General features: G+C 74.3%; 10 protein-coding genes. All 10 read left to right on the top strand.

Annotation, left to right across the window (positions count from 1 at the left end; all coding sequences use genetic code 11):
* Positions 1 to 34: 34 nt before the first annotated feature.
* The 10 genes from KG102_RS11145 (at position 35) to leuA (ending at position 19062) form a co-directional block, all read left to right on the top strand.
* On the top strand, positions 35 to 946 hold the full coding sequence (locus tag KG102_RS11145; protein ID WP_208211353.1) for a PP2C family protein-serine/threonine phosphatase: 912 nt from the start codon (positions 35 to 37) through the stop codon (positions 944 to 946).
* Entirely contained in the window at positions 943 to 2478 is a 1536-nt protein-coding gene (locus tag KG102_RS11140; protein ID WP_208288830.1) for an FHA domain-containing protein, read from the top strand. Before KG102_RS11145 ends, KG102_RS11140 begins: the two co-directional genes overlap by 4 nt.
* Positions 2475 to 4025, top strand: a complete 1551-nt coding sequence (locus KG102_RS11135; protein WP_208288832.1) for a serine/threonine-protein kinase — start codon at positions 2475 to 2477, stop codon at positions 4023 to 4025. The genes KG102_RS11140 and KG102_RS11135 overlap by 4 nt, the downstream gene beginning before the upstream one ends.
* The gene (locus KG102_RS11130; RefSeq protein ID WP_208289040.1) at positions 4025 to 10114 is read left to right on the top strand and encodes an Ig-like domain-containing protein; all 6090 of its coding nucleotides are present in this window, start codon (positions 4025 to 4027) and stop codon (positions 10112 to 10114) included. Before KG102_RS11135 ends, KG102_RS11130 begins: the two co-directional genes overlap by 1 nt.
* Positions 10115 to 10166: 52 nt before the next feature.
* Complete coding sequence (locus KG102_RS11125) at positions 10167 to 11123, top strand: AAA family ATPase (protein WP_208211329.1); 957 nt, start codon at positions 10167 to 10169, stop codon at positions 11121 to 11123.
* A 2-nt stretch (positions 11124 to 11125) separates the two neighbouring features.
* Positions 11126 to 12274: a DUF58 domain-containing protein gene (locus tag KG102_RS11120; protein WP_208288834.1), complete on the top strand. Its 1149-nt coding sequence runs from the start codon at positions 11126 to 11128 to the stop codon at positions 12272 to 12274.
* Complete coding sequence (locus KG102_RS11115) at positions 12271 to 14520, top strand: transglutaminase-like domain-containing protein (protein ID WP_208288836.1); 2250 nt, start codon at positions 12271 to 12273, stop codon at positions 14518 to 14520. The genes KG102_RS11120 and KG102_RS11115 overlap by 4 nt, the downstream gene beginning before the upstream one ends.
* Entirely contained in the window at positions 14517 to 15659 is a 1143-nt protein-coding gene (locus KG102_RS11110) for an RDD family protein (protein WP_208288839.1), read from the top strand. The genes KG102_RS11115 and KG102_RS11110 overlap by 4 nt, the downstream gene beginning before the upstream one ends.
* A 14-nt stretch (positions 15660 to 15673) precedes the next feature.
* The gene (locus tag KG102_RS11105; protein ID WP_208288841.1) at positions 15674 to 17116 is read left to right on the top strand and encodes a PQQ-binding-like beta-propeller repeat protein; all 1443 of its coding nucleotides are present in this window, start codon (positions 15674 to 15676) and stop codon (positions 17114 to 17116) included.
* A 200-nt stretch (positions 17117 to 17316) separates the two neighbouring features.
* Positions 17317 to 19062, top strand: coding sequence for a 2-isopropylmalate synthase (leuA, locus tag KG102_RS11100; RefSeq protein WP_208212629.1), 1746 nt, complete (start codon positions 17317 to 17319; stop codon positions 19060 to 19062).
* The last annotated feature ends 267 nt before the right edge of the window (positions 19063 to 19329 follow it).

Here is a 19329-nt window from a genome sequence, read left to right as displayed (position 1 = left end):
ACCGTCAGGACCGTTCTGTGGACGAGGGGGTCGCGTGCGCACGTCGTGGGGTTCGGCCACCGATCGGGGCCTCGTGCGCGAGGTCAACGAGGATGCGCTGCTCGCGTACCCGCCCGTGTTCCTCGTGGCCGACGGCATGGGCGGCCACGACGCGGGCGACCTCGCCAGCCGGATCGCCGTCGAGGAGTTCGCGCAGCTCGCCGGTCAGGCCGCGGCCACCGCGGACGACGTGCACGCGTGCTTCGACCGGACGGCCGCGCGGATCCGCTCGGAGTTCACCGGCGGACGCCAGGGCGGTACGACCGTGGCCGGTGTCGCCGTGACCGAGCACGACGGCGGCTCCTACTGGCTCGTCTTCAACGTCGGTGACTCCCGGGTGTACCTCTGGTCCGGTGACGAGCTCGTCCAGGTGAGCGTCGACCACTCGGTGGTGCAGGAGCTGCTCGACCTCGGTGAGATCGACCGGACCGAGGCGACGACGCACCCGGAGCGGCACGTCCTGACCCGCGCGCTCGGCACCGGGGACGCGCCGGAGCCCGAGTACTGGCTGTTGCCCGCCGGTCTGAACGACCGCCTGCTGATCTGCACCGACGGGTTGACCCGCGAGCTCGGCGACGAGGCCCTGGCGCGTGTCCTGGCCGAGACGGGCGACCCGCAGGACGCCGCGACGCACCTCGTCCGGCTCGCCCTCGAGCACGGCGCCCGGGACAACGTGAGCGCGGTCGTCGTCGATGTCGCCACCGCTGCCGGTGCCCACGACGACGTGCACATCACCGTGCCGCGCACGGGTGCCGAGCTGGGTCCGCACGTGTGGGACGAGATGCTCAACGGTGTCACCGTCCCGCGTCGCTCCCGTCCGGGCACCGGTACGGAGCCCATCCGGCGGGTCCCACCCGCTCCGCGCGTACCCAACCCGTCTCCATCGATCGAGGAGCTCCCGTCATGAGCGTGCCCGAGTACTCCGCCGGCGAGTGGACCGCGGTCGTCCGGCCCGGCTTCGTGGCGCTGCTCGGACCGGCTGCAGCCGAGTCGACCGTCCGTGCGCTGTGGCAGGACGCCGGGGAGGGCGTGTTCGCGGCCCTGGCGCTGCTCGCGCGCGACGGGTTCGGTGGTCTGCCCCCGTTCGCCGTGGTGTCCGTCGAGGGTCAGCGCGTGCACGCCGCCCTGCGCGGCGACGTCGAGGTCGTCGTCGAGGTGGGCGGCCGGTCGGACGTGTGGCGGTCGGGCGAGGTGAGCACCTGGACCGAGCGCGTGCTCGACGGTGTGTCCGACGTGGTCGTGCAGGTGGGTGGCGCGGACCTCGGCGGCGGCAGCCTGCCGCTCGTCGACGGGATCGCGAGCGCCTCGCGCGTCCGCGTGGGGTTGAGCGTGCGCGACGGCGGGGACGGCGTCGCAGGACCGGCCGCCGCCGCGGTCGCGACAGCCCCCGTCGCGGTGCAGACGCCGGCCCCCCAGGTCACGGCCCACGAGCCCGAGATGCCAGTCGCCGACGCCGGCGAGCAGGTCGACGCGCCCCAGGCCGAGAAGCAGGCCGAGACGCAGGACGAGACGCAGGACGAGACCCGGGGCGCGACCGAGGACGAGGCCCAGGGCGAGAGCCACGACGAGGGCCCGGGCGAGAGCCACGACGAGGGCCCGGGCGAGAGCCACGACGAGGGCCCGGACGCGAGCCACGACGAGGCCCAGGGCGAGAGCCAGCGTGAGGTCCCGGCCGTGTTCCGGGCCGAGCCGGTCGTGCTGCCCGCGTGGCCGGTCCAGCCCGCCGCGTCGCCGGCTGCGGCCGTCGACCTCGAGGCCGCGGCGCACTCGTCGGCGACGTTCGACTCGGTGACGTGGGACGAGCCGACCGAGGTCGAGCTCGTTCCCGTGGCTGCCGACCGGCCGGGCCGCGACGACGACGTCGACGACCGCGACCGCCGCGACCGGCTCGAGGACCCGACGGGCGTCGTGGCGGTCGCCGAGTCGTTCCTGACCCCGCCCGCGGGCACGAGCCCGGTGCCGGTGGGCGGCGCGTCGCTGGACGACCACGACGGTCTGACGATCTTGTCGACCGACCTGGCGGAGATCCGCGACCAGCTGCCGTCCTGGGCCGCGGACGAGGTGCCCGGGCCGTTCCGGGTACCGGCGCGGGACAGCAGCCCCGCGCGGCTGGTCCTGTCCACCGGGCTCGTCGTGCCGCTCGACCGGGCCGTGCTCCTGGGCCGCGCGCCCCAGGTCGCCCGGGTCACCAACCGGGAGCTGCCGCGGCTGATCACCGTGCCGAGCCCGCAGCAGGACATCTCCCGCACGCACGCCGAGGTGCGCGTGGACGGCGAGCACGTCGTGGTGACGGACCTCGACTCCACCAACGGCATCCACGTGGCGCGTGCCGGCGAGGGCGCCCGGCGGCTGCACCCGGGCGAGCCGAGCGTCGTCGGTGCCGACGAGGTGGTCGACCTCGGTGACGGGGTGACGTTCTCGGTGGAGCGGGGTTCGTGACCGCACGTCGCGAAGCATCGACGCCGCCCCGGCTGCCGGGGTACGAGTTCCTCCGTGTCCTCGGCCTGGGCGGTTTCGCCGACGTCTTCCTGTACCAGCAGGAGCTTCCGCGCCGTGAGGTCGCGGTCAAGGTGCTGCTGGCGGGCAGCCTGGACGACGAGGTGCGCCGGCGGTTCCAGCAGGAGGCCAACCACATGGCCCAGCTGTCGCACCACCCGTCGATCGTCACGATCTACCACGCGGCCATCGCCGCCGACGGACGTCCGTTCCTGGTCATGGAGTACTGCTCCCGGCCCGGTCTGGCGGAGCGGTACCGGCAGGAGCGGATCTCCGTCGCCGAGTCCCTGCGGATCGGCATCCGGCTGGCGTCGGCGGTGGAGACCGCCCACCGCGCAGGGATCCTGCACCGCGACATCAAGCCCGCGAACGTGCTCACCACCGACTTCGGGTGGCCGGCGCTGACCGACTTCGGCATCGCCGCGACCACCGGTCACGGCGGGGGCGCCACGGTGGGCATGTCGATCCCGTGGTCGCCGCCCGAGCTGCTCGGTGACCACCCCTCGGGGGACGAGCGCTCGGACGTCTACTCCCTGGCCGCCACGATCTACTCGCTGCTCGCCGGACGGACCCCGTTCGAGATCCCGGGCGGGCAGAACACCGCGCAGCAGCTCGTCGCTCGCATCGAGCGCGCGCCGCTGCCGCTCACCGGGCGCGACGACGTGCCACCGGGCCTGCAGGAGGTCCTCGAGCGGGCGATGGCCAAGCACCCCGCCCGCCGCTTCGCCTCGGCGGCAGCCGTCGCGCGGGCCCTCCAGCAGGTCGAGGCCGACCTCCGCCTGCCCATCACGCCGCTGGAGCTCACCGACGCCCCCGACGCGGGCCTGGACCGCGCCGTCCCCGTGCCGTCCCCGGACGGGGGTCGTGAGGACGCGACCCGCCTGCGCTCCATCGTGAGCGTGGCGCCGGGCGTCGACGCCGAACCGGCACCGGCCGGCGCGGACGATCCGACCCGCCTGCGGGGCGTGACGTCGGTCGCCCCGCACGCGGCGCGGCCCGTGCCGGTGTTCGTCGCGCCGCCGGAGCCGGTCGTCGACGAGCAGGACGAGGTCGGTGGGCGGGGCCGTCCCCGCGTGCTCGCGGGCATCGTGTCGGGCGTGATCGTGCTGGCCGCGGTCGCCGCGATCGGCGCCGCCGCGATCCGGGGCGGGGCCGAGCCGGGGGACCGGCCCACGACGACGGCCGACTTCACCCAGGACGCCGAGCCCACGCGGATCACCGACGCCGTCCCGTCGCCGCACTCCCTGCTGGGCACCCGCCAGGCGGACGGGTCCGTGGTGTTCACCTGGGAGAACCCGGACCCGCAGCAGGGCGACCAGTACCTGTGGGGCGTCCGGCAGGCGACGGGTGAGCCCGAGCTGGCGCTGGTCGAGGCGGCCACCGTGACCGTCCCGGCCGACCCGTCGGCGGGGCAGGTCTGCGTCGAGGTGGCGATCGTGCGTGCCGACCGCCGGGTCTCGGCTGCTCCGGCGCAGGGGTGCGCCCCGTGATGTGGAGCTCGGTGCGTCACCGCGCCACGACCGCCGCGGCCGTCGTCACCGTGCCCGTGCTCGTTCTCGTCCTCGCGGTGCTCGACCAGGGCTTCCCGCTCGCGCGCCTGGACCTGAACGACGGCGGCGTGTGGCTGACGGCGACGAGCAAGCTGCAGCTGGGCCGCTACAACGCCCAGGTGGAGGAGCTCAACGGCGGCCTCGCGGCCTCGGGCAGCACCTTCGACGTGCTCCAGGACGAGGGGGATGTCCTCCTGGTCGAGCCGGGCTCCGTCGCCGTCGTGGACCCGGCCTCGGTCACGCTCACGACACAGGTCGCGGTGCCCGGCGCCGAGGTGACGATGGCGGCCGGTGTGGTCGCCGTGGTCGACCCGGACGGGAACGCCTGGGTCCGGCCGATCGCCGAGCTCGACTCGCTGCGCATCGCGACGGACGCGCCGGACGTCGAGCTGGGCGACGGGGGAGCGGCGGTCGTGGCGCGCAGCGGTGCGGTCCTGGCGGTGGCGGCGCAGGACGGCGCCGTGACCAGGATCGACGTGGTCGACGGCGTCCGGCAGACGACCCCCCTCGGCACGCTCGGCGCCGGTGAGATCGACCGGCTGAGCGCCGTGGGCGACGAGCCCGTCGTCCTGTCCGGCGGAACCGTGCGCACCCTCGCCGGTGCGGTGGAGGTCGAGGGTGACGAGCTCGCCCTGCAGCAGCCCGGTCCCGAGTCGTCGCGCGCCCTCGTGGCCAGCCGGACCGCGCTCCTGGAGGTCCCGCTCGACGGCGGCACCGTCGTCAGCCACCCCACCGAGGGGTCGGGTGTGCCCGCCGCGCCGGTCCGGGTGGACCGGTGCGCCCACGGCGCCTGGGCGTCCGCCATCGGCTCCTACCTGCAGCTGTGCGACGGCGGCGACGCCGAGGTCAGCAACCTCGAGGAGATGTCGAGCGCGGACGTGCTCGCGTTCCGGGTGAACCGCCAGGTGGTCGTCCTGAACGACACACTGCGCGGCCGGCTGTGGATGCCGCTGCAGGACACCGACCTGCGAGTGCCTGAGTGGACGCAGATCGAGCCGGAGGAGGAACCGGACGAGGCCGAGGAGGAGACGGAGACCTCCGACACGACCCAGGACCTCGTCACCGAGTGCTCCGCGGAACCGGCACCCCCGACAGCCGCCGACGACGAGTTCGGCGTGCGGCCGGGACGCACCACGATCCTGCCGGTCATCGACAACGACTCCTCGTCGGACTGCGGGATCCTCGTCGTCTCCGAGCACGACCCCCTGCCCGCCGAGTTCGGCCGGGTCGAGGCGATCCACGGCGGCCGGTCGCTCCAGGTGGCCGTCGCCGCGGACGCCACCGGGACCGCCGAGCTCACGTACACGATCACCGACGGTCAGGGGACGACCGCCCCGTCGACGGCACGCGTCAGGCTGACCGTGCGGGACGGGTCGCTCGACTCGCCGCCGGTCCAGCTGCGGACCGGTGCCGTGCGGGTCGAGCAGGGCGGGCAGACGGACCACCAGGCGCTGGCCGACTTCGCCGACCCCGACGGGGACGACCTCGTGCTCGTGGGCGCGACCGCCGACCCGGCCGCGGGATCGGTGCGCTTCCGCCAGGACGGCTCCGTGACCTTCCGCGCGGACGGGGGCCGGCTGGGTCGGACCACCGTGACGCTCCTCGTCTCCGACGGCACGTCCACCACGGAGGGGCTGCTGGACGTCGACGTGCGTCCGGCGGGCTCGCTCCCGCCGCAGATCGACCCGGTGCACGCCGTCACGTACGTCGACCAGCCGGTGACGCTGCGCCCGCTCGACGCGGTGCGCAGCTCGTCGGCCGAGCCGGCCCGCCTCGCCGGCGTCGACGAGGTGGTCGGGGCGACCATCACGACCGACCTGCAGGGCGGCACCTTCACGTTCAGCTCGGCCCGCCCGGGCAGTCACTACGTGCGGTTCCTCGTCTCCGCCCCGCCGCAGCAGGCGACGGGTCTCGCCCGCGTCGACGTGCGCCCCTGGCCGGAGACGCCGGAGCCGCCCGTGGCTGTCCGCGACCGCGCGTTCCTGCCGGCCGGCGGCGAGGTCACGGTCGACCCGCTGGCGAACGACAGCGACCCCGCAGGCAAGGTGCTGGTCCTGCAGTCGGTCGACGTCCCACCGGGCTCCGGTCTGCGGGTCGCGATCCTGGAGCACCACCTCGTCCAGGTCACCGCGGAGCGGACCCTCGAGGGCCCCGTGGCGCTCCCGTACACCGTGTCCAACGGACAGTCGAGCGCGGTCGGCGAGATCGTCGTGCACCCGGTCCCTCCGTCGTCGACGTCGCAGCCCCCAGTGGTCAAGAACGTCGAGGTCAGCGTCCGGACCGGGGGAGTCGTGACGATCCCCGTGCTGGAGGACGCGTACGACCCCGACGGTGACCGTCTGACGCTGGTGCCCGAGCTGGCCGAGCCGCTCGGCGAGGGGGAGGGCCTGCTGTTCGTCTCCGGCGACGTGCTGCGGTACCAGGCGCCCGCGAACGCCCTGACCGCGCACGCCACGTTCGCGGTCCGGGACGCGACCGGCAACGAGACGGCGGCGACACTCACCGTCCGCGTGCACCAGTCCGACCCGAGCGCCAAGCCCCCGCCCCGGCCCGTGGACCTGGTCGCCCGGGTGTTCGAGGGGGACACCGTCCGGATCCCGGTGCCGCTCGTGGGGATCGACGCCGACGGGGACGGCGTGACCCTGCTGGGGATCGCGACGTCGCCCGAGATGGGGCGCATCACCGCGGTCGGACCGGACTGGCTCGAGTACCAGGCGCTTCCCGGCGAGCGCGACACCGACGAGTTCACCTACGCGGTCGAGGACTGGGTCGGCCAGCGGGCCGTCGCCACGATCCGGGTGGGGATCAGCCCTCGCCCGACCGGTGCGGCGCCCGTCGTGGCCCGCGACGACGAGGTCACCGTGCGGCCCGGGCAGCGCGTCGAGGTGCGGGTGCTCGCCAACGACGTCGACTCCAGCGGCGGCGACCTGACGCTGGACCGCGTGCTCGAGCCGTCCGGGGCGGGCGCCGAGGTCTCCGGCCGCCGCATCATCGTGCAGGCCCCGGAGGCGCCGACGGTGCTCCAGTACGCGTACACCGTCTCCAACAGCCGGGGCGGGCGGGACACCGGCGTGCTCACGGTGCACGTGGTCTCCGACGCGCCCGTGCTGGCGCCCATCGCGCGCGACGTCGTGGTGTCCGCGCTGGACACGCTGGGCCGCACGGAGGTGTCCGTCAACGTCCTCGCGGTCGCCCAGAACCCGAGCGGCCCGCTCAGCGACCTCGAGGTCTCGGTCCCGGGGTCGCAGTCCGACGTGGCCAGGGTGACCCCGCGCGGCGACGTGGTGGTGACCCTCGTGGACCACGCCCAGACCGTGCCGTACCTGCTGACCAACAGGACGGCGACCTCGGCGTCGTCGTACGCGTTCATCACCGTGCCCGCACTCGGCTTCTTCCCGCCGACCCCGCGTCCCAAGGCCCCCGAGCTGCGCGTGGCGTCGGGCGAGCAGCTGCTCATCCCGCTCGACGAGCAGGTGCAGGTGGCGCCGGGGCGCACGGCGTCCATCGCCGACCCCCTGGCCGTCTCGGCGACGAAGTCGGACCTCTCCGACCCCGTCAGGGACGCGACGACGCTGCAGTTCCGGTCCGCCCCCGGCTACGCGGGCCCGGCGTCGATCACCGTCCCCGTGACGGACGCCTCCGGCCCGGGCGACACGTCGGGCCGGACCGCGGTCATCACCCTGCAGATCACCGTCTACGCCGTCGACGACCACCCGCCGACGTTCACGCCGTCCGTCATCGACGTGGCACCCGGTGAGGCGCCGCTGTCGGTGGACCTGCGCGCGTTCACCACGGGTCCCGAGGGCGCGAGCCCCACCAGCGGCCGCTACGCCTACACGCTGACCGCGGCCGTCCCGGCGGGCTTCTCGGGGGGCATCAGCAACGGCGTCCTGAGCATCGCGGCCGACGAGACCACGCCCAAGGGGCGCACCGACACGCTCTCCGTACGGATCGGCTACGGCCGCACGGGGTCGATCGACACGACGATCGACCTGCGCGTCATCGCGAGCACCCGGCCCACGATCCGGCTGGTCGACCGGACGATCACCGACGGCGTCGAGGGTAGGCAGAGCACCGTCGCGGTGCTCGAGGGTGCGTTCAACCCCTTCCCCGACTCGCCCATGACCGTCGTCGGCGCCACGGTCGAGACCCCGGGCGCGGGCACCGCCGGCGCGTCGGCCGACACCGTGAGCGTGCGACCCGCGCAGGGCTTCATCGGGCAGATGGTCACGCGCTACCGCGTCCGGGACGTCACGGGCGACCCCGACCGCGAGGTCGAGGGGCGGGTCGTCGTGGTCGTGCGCGGCAAGCCCGCGACGCCGACCGCCCCCCGGGTCGGCGAGGTCCGGGACCGCACCGTCGTGCTGTCCTGGGACGCACCCGACAACCGCGGCGCCCCGATCACGGGCTACCGCGTGGTCGCGAGCCCCGGGAACATCGTGCGCCCGTGCGCGAGCACCACGTGCACCATCGACGGCCTCACCAACGACGTCGAGTACACCTTCACGGTGGCGGCGCAGAACGACGTCGACTGGTCGGAGCCGAGCGCGCCGTCGGCGGGCGCCCGGCCCGACGCCATGCCCGATGCGCCCGTCGCGCCGACGCTCGACTTCGGCGACGGCTCCGTCCGCGCGACGTGGGCGGCGCCGGCCTCGGCCGGCTCGCCCATCTCCAGCTACACCGTCGAGATCTCCCCGGCACCGCCCGCCGGTCCGGCGTCGGTCACGGCGCTCACCACCAGCTACACCTTCAGCGGCCTGAGGAACGGCACGGCCTACTCCGTGCGGGTCCGTGCGCACAACAAGGCACCGGAGCCCAGCGGCTGGTCGCCGTCCTCGGCACCGATGGTCCCGGCGCGCGCGCCGGAGCCGCCGCAGGTCAGCGCGACGCCGACCGACTCGACCGTCGGGCGGCTGATCGCGATCGCGTGGAGCGTGCCCGGCGACAACGGGGACGCCGTCGCCCAGTACGAGGTCGTGGTGGACGGACCCGGCGGGGACACGTACCCGGTCCCGGCCGGGACGCAGCAGATGACGTTCGACCGCGCGCAGACGAAGTACCCGTACCGGGTGTCGGTGCGTGCCAGGAACAAGGCCGGCTGGGGCGCGGCGGGCAGCGCCACGGCGTCCACGTTCGGGCTGCCGACCGCTCCGACGACCGTGTCGGCGACCGCGGTCGCCGGGACCGGTCGGATCGACCTGCGGTGGTCCGGGGCGGACGACAACGGCACGCCGATCCAGTCCTACGTGGTCCGGCTGCCCGACGGCGGCGAGCTCGACGTGGGCGGTCGCACGTCCTACACCTTCGAGAACCTCACCGGCGGAGCCAGCTACGCCTACCAGGTGCGCACGGTGAACGGGGCCGGGTCCAGCGGGTGGAGCGCAGCGGCGTCCGCGACGGCGACCACCGCACCGGGTCGTCCGACGGTGGGCGTCGCGGTCTCCGGCAACGCCACGGGTGGCCGCCCCACACAGATCACGATCGACCGGGGATCGGACGTCGCAGACGGCGGCGGTGGCACGGTGACGTACACCTGGGTGCTCAGCAGCGACCGCGGGGACAGCGCGTCGGGGACGTTCAGCGGCCGGTCGGCACAGGTCGACGTCTCCGGCTGGAACCTGCCCTTCCGTGGCGCCCGGGTCACCGCGACGGTCACGGCACGAACGGCCATCGGCGCGACCGAGGGCACCGCGGCCGCCGAGGTGTCGTGGGGGCAGGCACCGGGCGCCGTGCAGGGCCTGACGATCACGTCGGACGACCCGGCGTCGCCGGAGCGGGTCTCCGTCGCATGGTCGGTCCCCGCCAGCGACGGCGGCATCGGCGTGGACTCCTACCGGGTGTGCTGGTCGGTCAACGGCGTCGAGCAGACGTGCGACACCGTCGTGGGGACGACCGCCGACAAGCGGCTCGACCGCATCGGGCTGCCCGACCCGCAACCGAACGACACCGTCACCGTCACGGTGACGGCGCAGAACTACCGCGGCGCCGGACAGTCGACCCCCGCGACCTACACGGTCGTCGCGCCATGACGCACCCGCACCCGAGGGGCGCCACGCCCCGACACCGAAGGAGAAGTGCCCGATGACCCCCGAGCAGAGCATCTGGTTCGCCGAGACGTTCGACGCGCTCGTCGCCAACGTCGGGCTGGCGCTGCTCGGCAAGGACCACGCCGTCCGCCTGGCGCTCACCGCGATGGTCGCGGAGGGCCACCTCCTGCTCGAGGACGCGCCGGGGACCGGCAAGACGTCGCTGGCCAAGGCGTTGGCGGCGACGGTCCAGGGCAGCCACCATCGGATCCAGTTCACGCCCGACCTCCTGCCGTCCGACGTCACGGGCGTGACCATCTACGACCAGAGCACCCACCGGTTCGAGTTCCACCCGGGTCCGATCTTCGCGTCGGTGGTCCTGGCCGACGAGATCAACCGCGCCTCGCCGAAGACGCAGGCCGCGCTGCTGGAGGTCATGGAGGAGGGCCACATCACCGTCGACGGCGTGACCCACCCGGTGGGCCGGCCGTTCATGGTGATCGCCACGCAGAACCCCATCGAGCAGGCCGGCACGTACCGCCTGCCCGAGGCGCAGCTGGACCGGTTCCTCATCAAGACCTCGCTCGGCTACCCGGACCGCGCCTCGACCATCCAGATCCTCGCCGGCGCCAAGGACCGCACGACCGTCCTGACCCCCCGGATCACCACGCAGGCGGTCGCCGCGATGGCGGACCTGGCGCAGACGGTGCACATCGACGACGTCGTCCTCGACTACGTCGCCCGGCTCACCGAGGCCACCCGCGACGACTCGCAGACCGCGATCGGCGCGAGCGTGCGCGGCGGGCTCGCACTCGTGCGGACCGCCAAGGTGTGGGCCGCGGCGGCCGGTCGCGAGTACGTCATCCCCGACGACGTGAAGGACCTCGCCCAGCCGGTGCTGGCGCACCGCCTCCTGCTCGACACCGAGGCCGAGTTCGCGGGCGTCACGGCGACGCAGATCCTCGCGCGGATCCTCGAGACGACGGCACCGCCGGCGCTGCGGGTGGTCTGACCGTGGGTCTTCGGGTCTCACCGCTCGGGTGGGGGGTCGCCGTGCTGGCGGCCCTCGGCCTCGTGCTGGGCCGGTGGTTCGGCTGGCTCGAGCTCGCGGCGCTCGGTGCCGCGCTCGGTGCGGTGCTCCTGGTGGCCCTCCTGATGACCGCGGGCCGCGCCCGCTACGCCGTCACCCTCGACATGGCCGACCGCCGCGTCAAGGTGGGGGAGCGCGCGCTCGGCCGCGTCGAGGTACGCAACGTCGCTCGTCGACGGTCGCTGCCGTCGCGCATCGAGCTGCCGGTCGGCTCGGCGGTCGCGGAGATCCCCGTGCCGCCGCTCGCCCCGGGCGCCGAGCACGACGACCTGTTCGCGATCCCGACCGTCCGGCGTGCGGTCATCGTCGTCGGCCCGGTGCGCTCGGTGCGCGGCGACCCGCTCGGCATCGCCCGCCGCAGCGTGCGCTGGACCCGTCCCGTCGAGGTGTTCGTGCACCCGCTGCTCGTCTCGCTCGCGGGCGCGAGCGCCGGCCTGCTGCGTGACCTGGAGGGTCAGGCCACGCGCGACCTGTCCGACTCGGACCTGTCCTTCCACGCGCTGCGCGACTACGTGGCGGGCGACGACCGCCGGTACATCCACTGGCGGACGACCGCCCGTCGCGGCAGCCTCATGGTCAAGCAGTTCGAGGACACTCGCCGCACCACGACGGCGGTCGCGCTGGCCACGGACCCGCGTGACTACGGCGACGACGACGAGCTCGAGCTGGCGGTGTCGGTGGTCGCCTCGGTCGGCGTCCAGACCCTGCGCGAGGAGCGCGACCTCGTCGTCCTGGCCGGACCGGGCCGGCTGCGGGTCGAGACGCCGCCGCTGCTGCTCGACGACTGCTCGGGGATCGCGCTGGCGCCCGGCGGAGCCGGGATCGCGCTCCTCGGTCGCCGCATCGTGCGGGAAGCCGCGGACGCGTCCGTCGCGATGCTCGTGACCGGCTCCGTGCCGAGCGACGCGGACCGTCGCCTCGGTGCGCGGCACGTCCCGACGGGCACACGGACGGTCGTGGTGCGGTGCGAGCGCGGCGCCGAGGTGTCGGTGCGCACGCAGGGCTCGCTCAGCCTGGCGACCATCGGCCGGCTCGACGACCTGCCGCGGCTGCTCCGGCGCGTGACCGCGTGACCGCGCGACCGGCCCGCAGGGCGGCCGTCGACCTCGTGTGCCTGGTGGGCACTCTCGCGCTGGTCCTGGTGCCGTTGCTCGAGGTCTACGGCGGCCCGTCCGCACTGGTGGTCCTGGTGGCCGGCCTGCTGCTGGGCACGGCGACCGCGGTCGTGGGCGCGGTGCGGCGCTGGTCGGCGATCACCGTGGTCGCCACCGTGGTGGTGGTGTTCGTGCTGGCAGGCGGACCCCTGGCCGCGCCCGCCACGACGGTCGCCGGGGTGGTGCCGACGCCGCAGACGGTGCTCGACCTGGCGCGCGGGACCGCGTCCACGTGGAAGCAGGTGCTCACGCTCCAGCCGCCGGTCGGGGCGGACGGCACGCTCCTGGTGGCGGCGTGGTTCCTCTCGCTCGTCGGCTCGGCCGTCGCGGTGTCCGTCGCCCTGCGTGCCCGCGGCGGGGCGGCCGCCGCGGGCGCGCTGGTGCCGGTCGCCGTCGCGGTCATGGTGATCGTCCTGGGCACGCGCCGGCCGACGGTACCCCCGGTGCTGACGGGGTTGGTCCTGGCGGTCGTGCTGCTGCCGTGGGCGGCCTGGCGGGCCGGGTTGCTGCGCGCCCGGCGCGTGGTCGCCACAGGGGTGCTCGTGGCGGCGGCGCTGGCGGCGGGCCTCCTCGCCGCGCCCGTGGTGGCGGGGGCGGACCGCTTCGTCGTGCGGGACGAGCTGGTGCCCCCGTTCGACCCCCGGGACTACCGCAGCCCGCTGTCCGCGTTCCGCCAGTACCTGAAGGAGGACGCCCCGCTGTTCACCGTGACCGGGCTGCCGGAGGGTGCCCGCGTCCGGTTGGCGACGATGGACCGCTACGACGGTGTGGTCTGGAACGTCGCGGGGGACGGCTCCGCGCAGGCGTCGGGCGAGTTCCGGCGGGTCGGCGCGCAGATCGAGACCAGCGCGCGGGGCGAGCGGGTCCGCGTCGAGTTCACCATCGACGAGCTCGCGGGTGTGTGGCTGCCGACCGTCGGCCAGGCGACGGCGTTCGACGTCGACGACGCCGACGCGGCCGACGGGCTGCGGTTCAACGACGCGACGGGTGCCGCGGTGCTCACCGGCGGTGTCCGCGACGGCCTGCGGTACACCGTCGAGGCCGTGGTCCCGCGGGTGCCGGAGGACGGCGAGGTGGGGCGGGCGCCGGCGTCGGACCTGGTCCAGCCGCCGCAAGCGGGCGTGCCGGACGTGGTCCTGGTCACCGCCGCGGACGTGGCGCGTGACGCCGGCAGCCCCGTGCAGATCAGCCGTGCGCTCGCCACCTGGTTGGCAGAGGAGGGCTACTTCAGCCACGGGTTCGACATCTCCAGGACGGAGTCCCTCTCCGGCCACGGCGCGGACCGGATCACGACCCTGCTGGGCGGGGACCTCATGGTGGGCGACGGCGAGCAGTACGCCGCCGCGATGGCGCTCATGGTGCGCGAGATGGGGCTGCCTGCCCGCGTGGTCCTGGGCTTCGTGCCGGAGCCGGGCGGCGCCGAGGGGCCCGTCGAGGTGACCGGCGCGGACGTGCAGGCGTGGGTCGAGGTGGCGTTCCAGGGCTACGGCTGGGTGCCGTTCGATGCGACGCCGCCCCCCGAGCAGACCCCGCAGCAGGAGGACCAGGAGAAGCCGTCGGAACCCAACCCGCAGGTGGTGCAGCCGCCGCCGCCGCCCCCGGGTGCCGTCACACCGCCGGACGAGGACACCGAGCAGCCGCAGACGGAGGACCCCGACGCGCAGGACGACGACGGCGCGCTCTGGCGGATCCTGCGCACGGCCGGTCTCGTGGCGCTCCCCCTGCTGGTGCTGGCGACGCCGCTGCTGGTGGTCGTCGCGCTCAAGGCGCGTCGCCGGCGCCGGCGGAGTCGGGCCCCCGACACCGTCGCCCGGGTCGCGGGGGGCTGGGACGAGGTGCTGGACACCGCGCGCGACCTGCGCCGACCGGCCGGCCGGCTGGCCACGCGGAACGAGTCGGCGCGCGAGCTGGCGACGGCGTTCGCGGACACGCCCGGCGGCGGGGTCGTCGCCGCCCGCGTCGGCGCGCTCGCGAGGTCGGCCGACCAGGCGGTCTTCGGGCCGGGGGAGCCCAGCCGCGAGCACGCGACGGCATACTGGGCGGACGTCCAGGAGACCGTCCACGCCATGGCCCACAGCGTCGGCTGGCGTCGACGGATGCGGGCACGAATGTCGACGGCGTCCCTGAAGGATCGCCGCCACCGACGCCCGAAGGGCACGTCATGACATATCAGGCAGTCCGGCCGGAACCGCGGCTCGCACTCGCGCACGATCTCCCACCCGCCACGGCGGCGCGTCGCCTGTCCGCGGGCCTGCTCGACCTCGCGCTGCTCCTCGCGCTGGGCGGGTGGCTCGTGATCCTCGGCCTGGTGCTGGCCGAGCCCCGCATGGTCGCCGTCGGCGGTGCCGGCCTGGTGATGGTCTCGGTGGTCCAGTGGGTCCTGCACGGCCGGGCCGGCTGGACCCTCGGGCGGCGGGCGGTCGGTATCCGCACGCTCGACGTGGAGTCGCGCCGCCCGATCGGTGTGCTGCGAGTGCTGCTGCGCGGCCTCGTCGTCGCGGCCGGCTCGCTCGCGGCCGTGGTCGGGCTGCTCGTCGTCCTGGCGTCGCCGGCGTTCGACAGGACCGGCCGCAGGCGGGGCTGGCACGACCTGGCCGCTGGCGACGAGGTCCTGGACGTCCGTGCCGCGCGGGGACCGGTGCCGGCCGCCGCTGTGCCACCGCGCCGCCAGCAGGAGGTCGCCCCGCCGCGTCCGGAGCGCCGCGCGGTGAGCGTCCCGGACTGGGCGCTCGCGGAGCTCCCGCCCACCACCGGCCAGAACGCGGTCGTTCCGGGTGGCGCGCGGTCCGGCCTCGTGCTGGCGCCTCTCTCGCCGCAGCGCAGCGGACCGGACCTGGACACCCGGGCCATGCCCGTGGTGCGCCAGGTCGGCCTCAGCTACGGCCTCGCTCCCGAGCTCGAGATGACCCGCCCTGCCGGCCCGCGCGACGACCTGGTCCAGCCGGCCGACCCCGTCCCGGTCGACAGCGCGGCCGCCGAGATCGAGCTCGCCGACGGTCGCCGCATCACGGTCGCCCGCACCGCCCTGGTCGGCCGCAACCCGGCGTCCGACGCCGACGTGCAGCTCGTGCGGGTGATCGACCCGGGGCGGTCGGTGTCCAAGACCCACCTGCAGATCGGCGTCGAGCCGGGCGGTGTCTGGGTGGCGGACCGTGGCTCCACCAACGGCACCGTGGTGACGCTGCCCGACGGTGCCCAGGTGGTCTGCCAGGTGGACCAGCAGGTGCGTCTTCGTGCGGGTTCGACGGTGTCGTTCGGCGACTGCTCGCTGCGGCTCGTCCGCGCCCCCGGCCGCAACGGGTGACCTAGAGTCGGTCCATGGCGGATCGGCGCACCGGTGCGCGGATGCAGCTCGTGGAGGTCGACGATGCCCCGAGCGTGACGACCGGTGCGCAGCCGACGCCCCCGCACGGGGCGGCACCGGATGCCCGGGCCGGACGCCCGCGGGGCACGCTGCGCCGCTGGTGGCCCGTCGCCGCGCTCGCCGTGCTCGTGCTGACCGGTGCCACGGTCGTGGTGTCGGCGCGCAACGGCGCGTTCGTCGCGCGCGTCGCGGCGGTGCCGGGACTGGTGCGGCCCCTGGACGCCGCGCCGGAGCCCCTGTGGCAGACCCGTGCCTCGATCGCACCCGGCACGGTGCTGGCCGCCGACGGGGGCCTCGTCGTGCTCGTCGAGGGCGCGGAGGCGTGGACCGTGACCTCGCACGACCCCGTGTCGGGAGCACCGCGCTGGACGGCCGACGTCGCGCCTGTCTCGCGCAGCGGCTTCGAGTCCACGGACGTCATCTGCCCGGCGTCGCGCGCCGACCTCGGCAGCCTCCTCGTGTGCCTCGTCCGCGAGCCGCAGGTCCTCTACTCCGGTGACGTGTCCAACCAGGAGCCGCCGCGGCTCGCGGTGGTCCCGCTCAGCGCGCGCGACGGTGCTCGGCTGGGTGGGTGGGAGGTCCGCGGCGACGTCGTGGGGATCGACAGGGTCGGCGACGACATCGTGGTCGGCACGCTCGACGACGACCGTCACCTCCTGGTGCAGCGGCGCGACGCCCGCACGGGCGATGTCGTCTGGTCGATGGTCACGCCGGAGGTGATGGAGGCACCCGAGCAGATCGTGACCGCGTCCCTGCACGTGCGGCCGCCGGTCGTCGTGCTGCACGGCGGGCAGACGCTCGTCCTCGACGTCCGGGACGGCCGCACGCTCGTCACGGGCGCGCGGTTCGGTGCCCTCCAGGTCTCCGCGCTCGGCGAGCGGTTCGCCACCTGGGCGCCGTCCGGCGGTGGGCACGTGCACGCGATCGACGGCTCCGAGCTCTACCCCGTCGAGGGCCTGCCGGCCGAGCTGACGGCGGACGACGGCTCGCTGCCGGACGGGGTGATCATCGACGAGGGGTCGCAGCTCACCGCCGTCCACGAGGCGACGGGCGCGCCGCTGTGGAGGACGCAGTCCTCGCTCGATCCGCGGCTGCTCGTCTCGCGCCGGCTGGTCGCCTCGGGCGCGAGCACGTACGGAGTCATCGACGCCACCGACGGCACGGAGCTGTGGGAGATCGACACGGGTACCGCCCTGCCGTGGTACCCGACCTCCGACGGGACGCTCGTGCTCGGCCCGGGCAGCTCACCCGGGGGAGGCCCCGAGCTGTGGGGCAGAGGGCTGCAGGACGGCGTCCGGTACTGGTCGGTGGCGCTCCCCGAGGGCGTGCGGCGGGTGGACGCGGTCGGCGGGGTCCTCGTCGTGCGCACGGAGAAGGAGCTCGTGGTCTACGGCTGAGCGCGGGTGGTCGTCGGGTCAGCACGTCTCGGGCGGCGGTGCGGTTGCGGATGGTCGGGACTTTAGGAGTACGGTGACGTGGTGCTCGCAGTCACCCTCCTTCTTCGCTGCCGCGACGAGGCCCTCTAGGCCGCAACCTCGTCGCGGTGTCGTGTGTGCCGGCTGACTCCCCGCCGATCCACCCGAAGGACGAGAAGACCATGACCTACCTGGAGACGAGCGCACAGCAGCCGTCGACGATGCCGGTGCACAAGTACCGCCCGTTCCACGAGCAGATCCGCGTCGACCTGCCCGACCGGCGGTGGCCCGACACCCGCGTCACGCAGGCGCCTCGCTGGTGCGCGGTCGACCTGCGCGACGGCAACCAGGCCCTGATCGAGCCGATGAACCCGGCCCGCAAGCTCGAGATGTTCGAGCTGCTGGTGCAGATGGGCTTCAAGGAGATCGAGGTCGGCTTCCCGTCGGCCTCGCAGACCGACTTCGACTTCGTGCGGATGCTCATCGAGGAGAACCGCATCCCCGACGACGTCGTCATCCAGGTGCTGACGCAGGCGCGCGAGCACCTGATCGAGCGGACGTACGAGGCGATCGCGGGGGCCAAGCAGGCCATCGTGCACCTCTACAACTCGACGTCGACGCTGCAGCGCGAGGTCGTGTTCCGCTCCGACGAGGACGGCATCGTCGACATCGCGGTCTCCGGGGCGCGGTTCTGCAAGAAGTACGAGGAGCTCGTCCCGGACACCGACGTGTTCTACGAGTACTCGCCGGAGTCCTACACGGGCACCGAGCTCGAGTTCGCGCTGCGGATCTGCAACGCCGTGCTGGATGTCCTGGAGCCGACGCCGGACCGCAAGGTGATCATCAACCTGCCGGCGACGGTCGAGATGGCCACCCCGAACGTCTACGCCGACTCGATCGAGTGGATGAGCCGCAACCTGCGCTACCGCGAGAGCGTCGTGCTGTCGCTGCACCCGCACAACGACCGCGGCACCGCGGTCGCCGCCGCCGAGCTGGGCTACCTGGCCGGTGCGGACCGCATCGAGGGCTGCCTGTTCGGCAACGGCGAGCGCACGGGCAACGTTTGCTTGGTGACGCTCGGCATGAACCTGTTCAGCCAGGGCGTCGACCCCCAGCTCGACTTCTCCGACATCGACCACATCCGGCGCACGGTCGAGCGCTGCAACCAGCTGCCGGTCAACGAGCGGCACCCGTACGGCGGGGACCTGGTGTTCACGGCGTTCTCCGGGTCGCACCAGGACGCCATCAAGAAGGGCCTGACCGCCCTCGAGGGGGCGGCCGAGCGTCAGGGCAAGACCGTCGACGACGTCGTGTGGGCCGTGCCGTACCTGCCGATCGACCCGAAGGACGTGGGTCGCTCGTACGAGGCGATCATCCGCGTGAACTCGCAGTCCGGTAAGGGCGGCATCTCCTACCTGATGAAGTCCGAGAAGGACCTGGACCTGCCGCGCCGGCTGCAGATCGAGTTCTCCCAGGTGGTGCAGCGGCACACCGACCAGCACGGCACGGAGGTCACGGCCGACGAGCTGTGGCACATCTTCAACGACGAGTACCTGCCGGTCGAGCCGGGCAGCCCGTTCGCGCCGTGGGGGCGGTTCTCGCTGCGGGGCACGCGCGGCACCAGCGCCGAGGACGGGCCCGACACCCTCGAGGTCGACCTCGTCGACCGCGGGGTCGACCGGACGCTGCAGGGCTCCGGCAACGGCCCGGTGGCGGCGTTCGTCGCGGCGGTCAAGACCCTCGGCGTCGACGTCGCGGTCCTGGACTACGCCGAGCACGCGCTGTCCGCAGGCGGGGACGCCACCGCGGCGGCCTACGTCGAGTGCGCGATCGGCGACGAGATCCTGTGGGGCGTCGGCATCGACCCGTCGATCACGACCGCCTCCCTGAAGGCGATCATCTCGGCCGTCAACCGGCACGAGCGCTGACCGCACCCACCCAGAGCCACCGTCCGGGCGGTCGACCCCGGCTGGACGGTGTACCCGGGGAGGGGCTGTGCTCGGCAAACCCGAGCGTGTCCCTCCCCGGGGTCAGCACTGCCCGGCGGGTTCGGCACCGTGCGGCGGCCGCGAGATCGTGGGTTTCGCACGAGCTCGTGCCTGTGAACACCCGATCTGGCGCCGAACCCACGATCTCGCCGCCACCGATGCCGGTCGTCCCCGCGCGCCGACGCGGACTGTGGGCGGCGCGGGGGA

Source organism: Cellulomonas fengjieae (genome assembly GCF_018388465.1).
Classification (GTDB): Bacteria; Actinomycetota; Actinomycetes; order Actinomycetales; family Cellulomonadaceae; genus Cellulomonas; species Cellulomonas fengjieae.
This window is presented reverse-complemented; position numbering and strand designations above follow the sequence as displayed.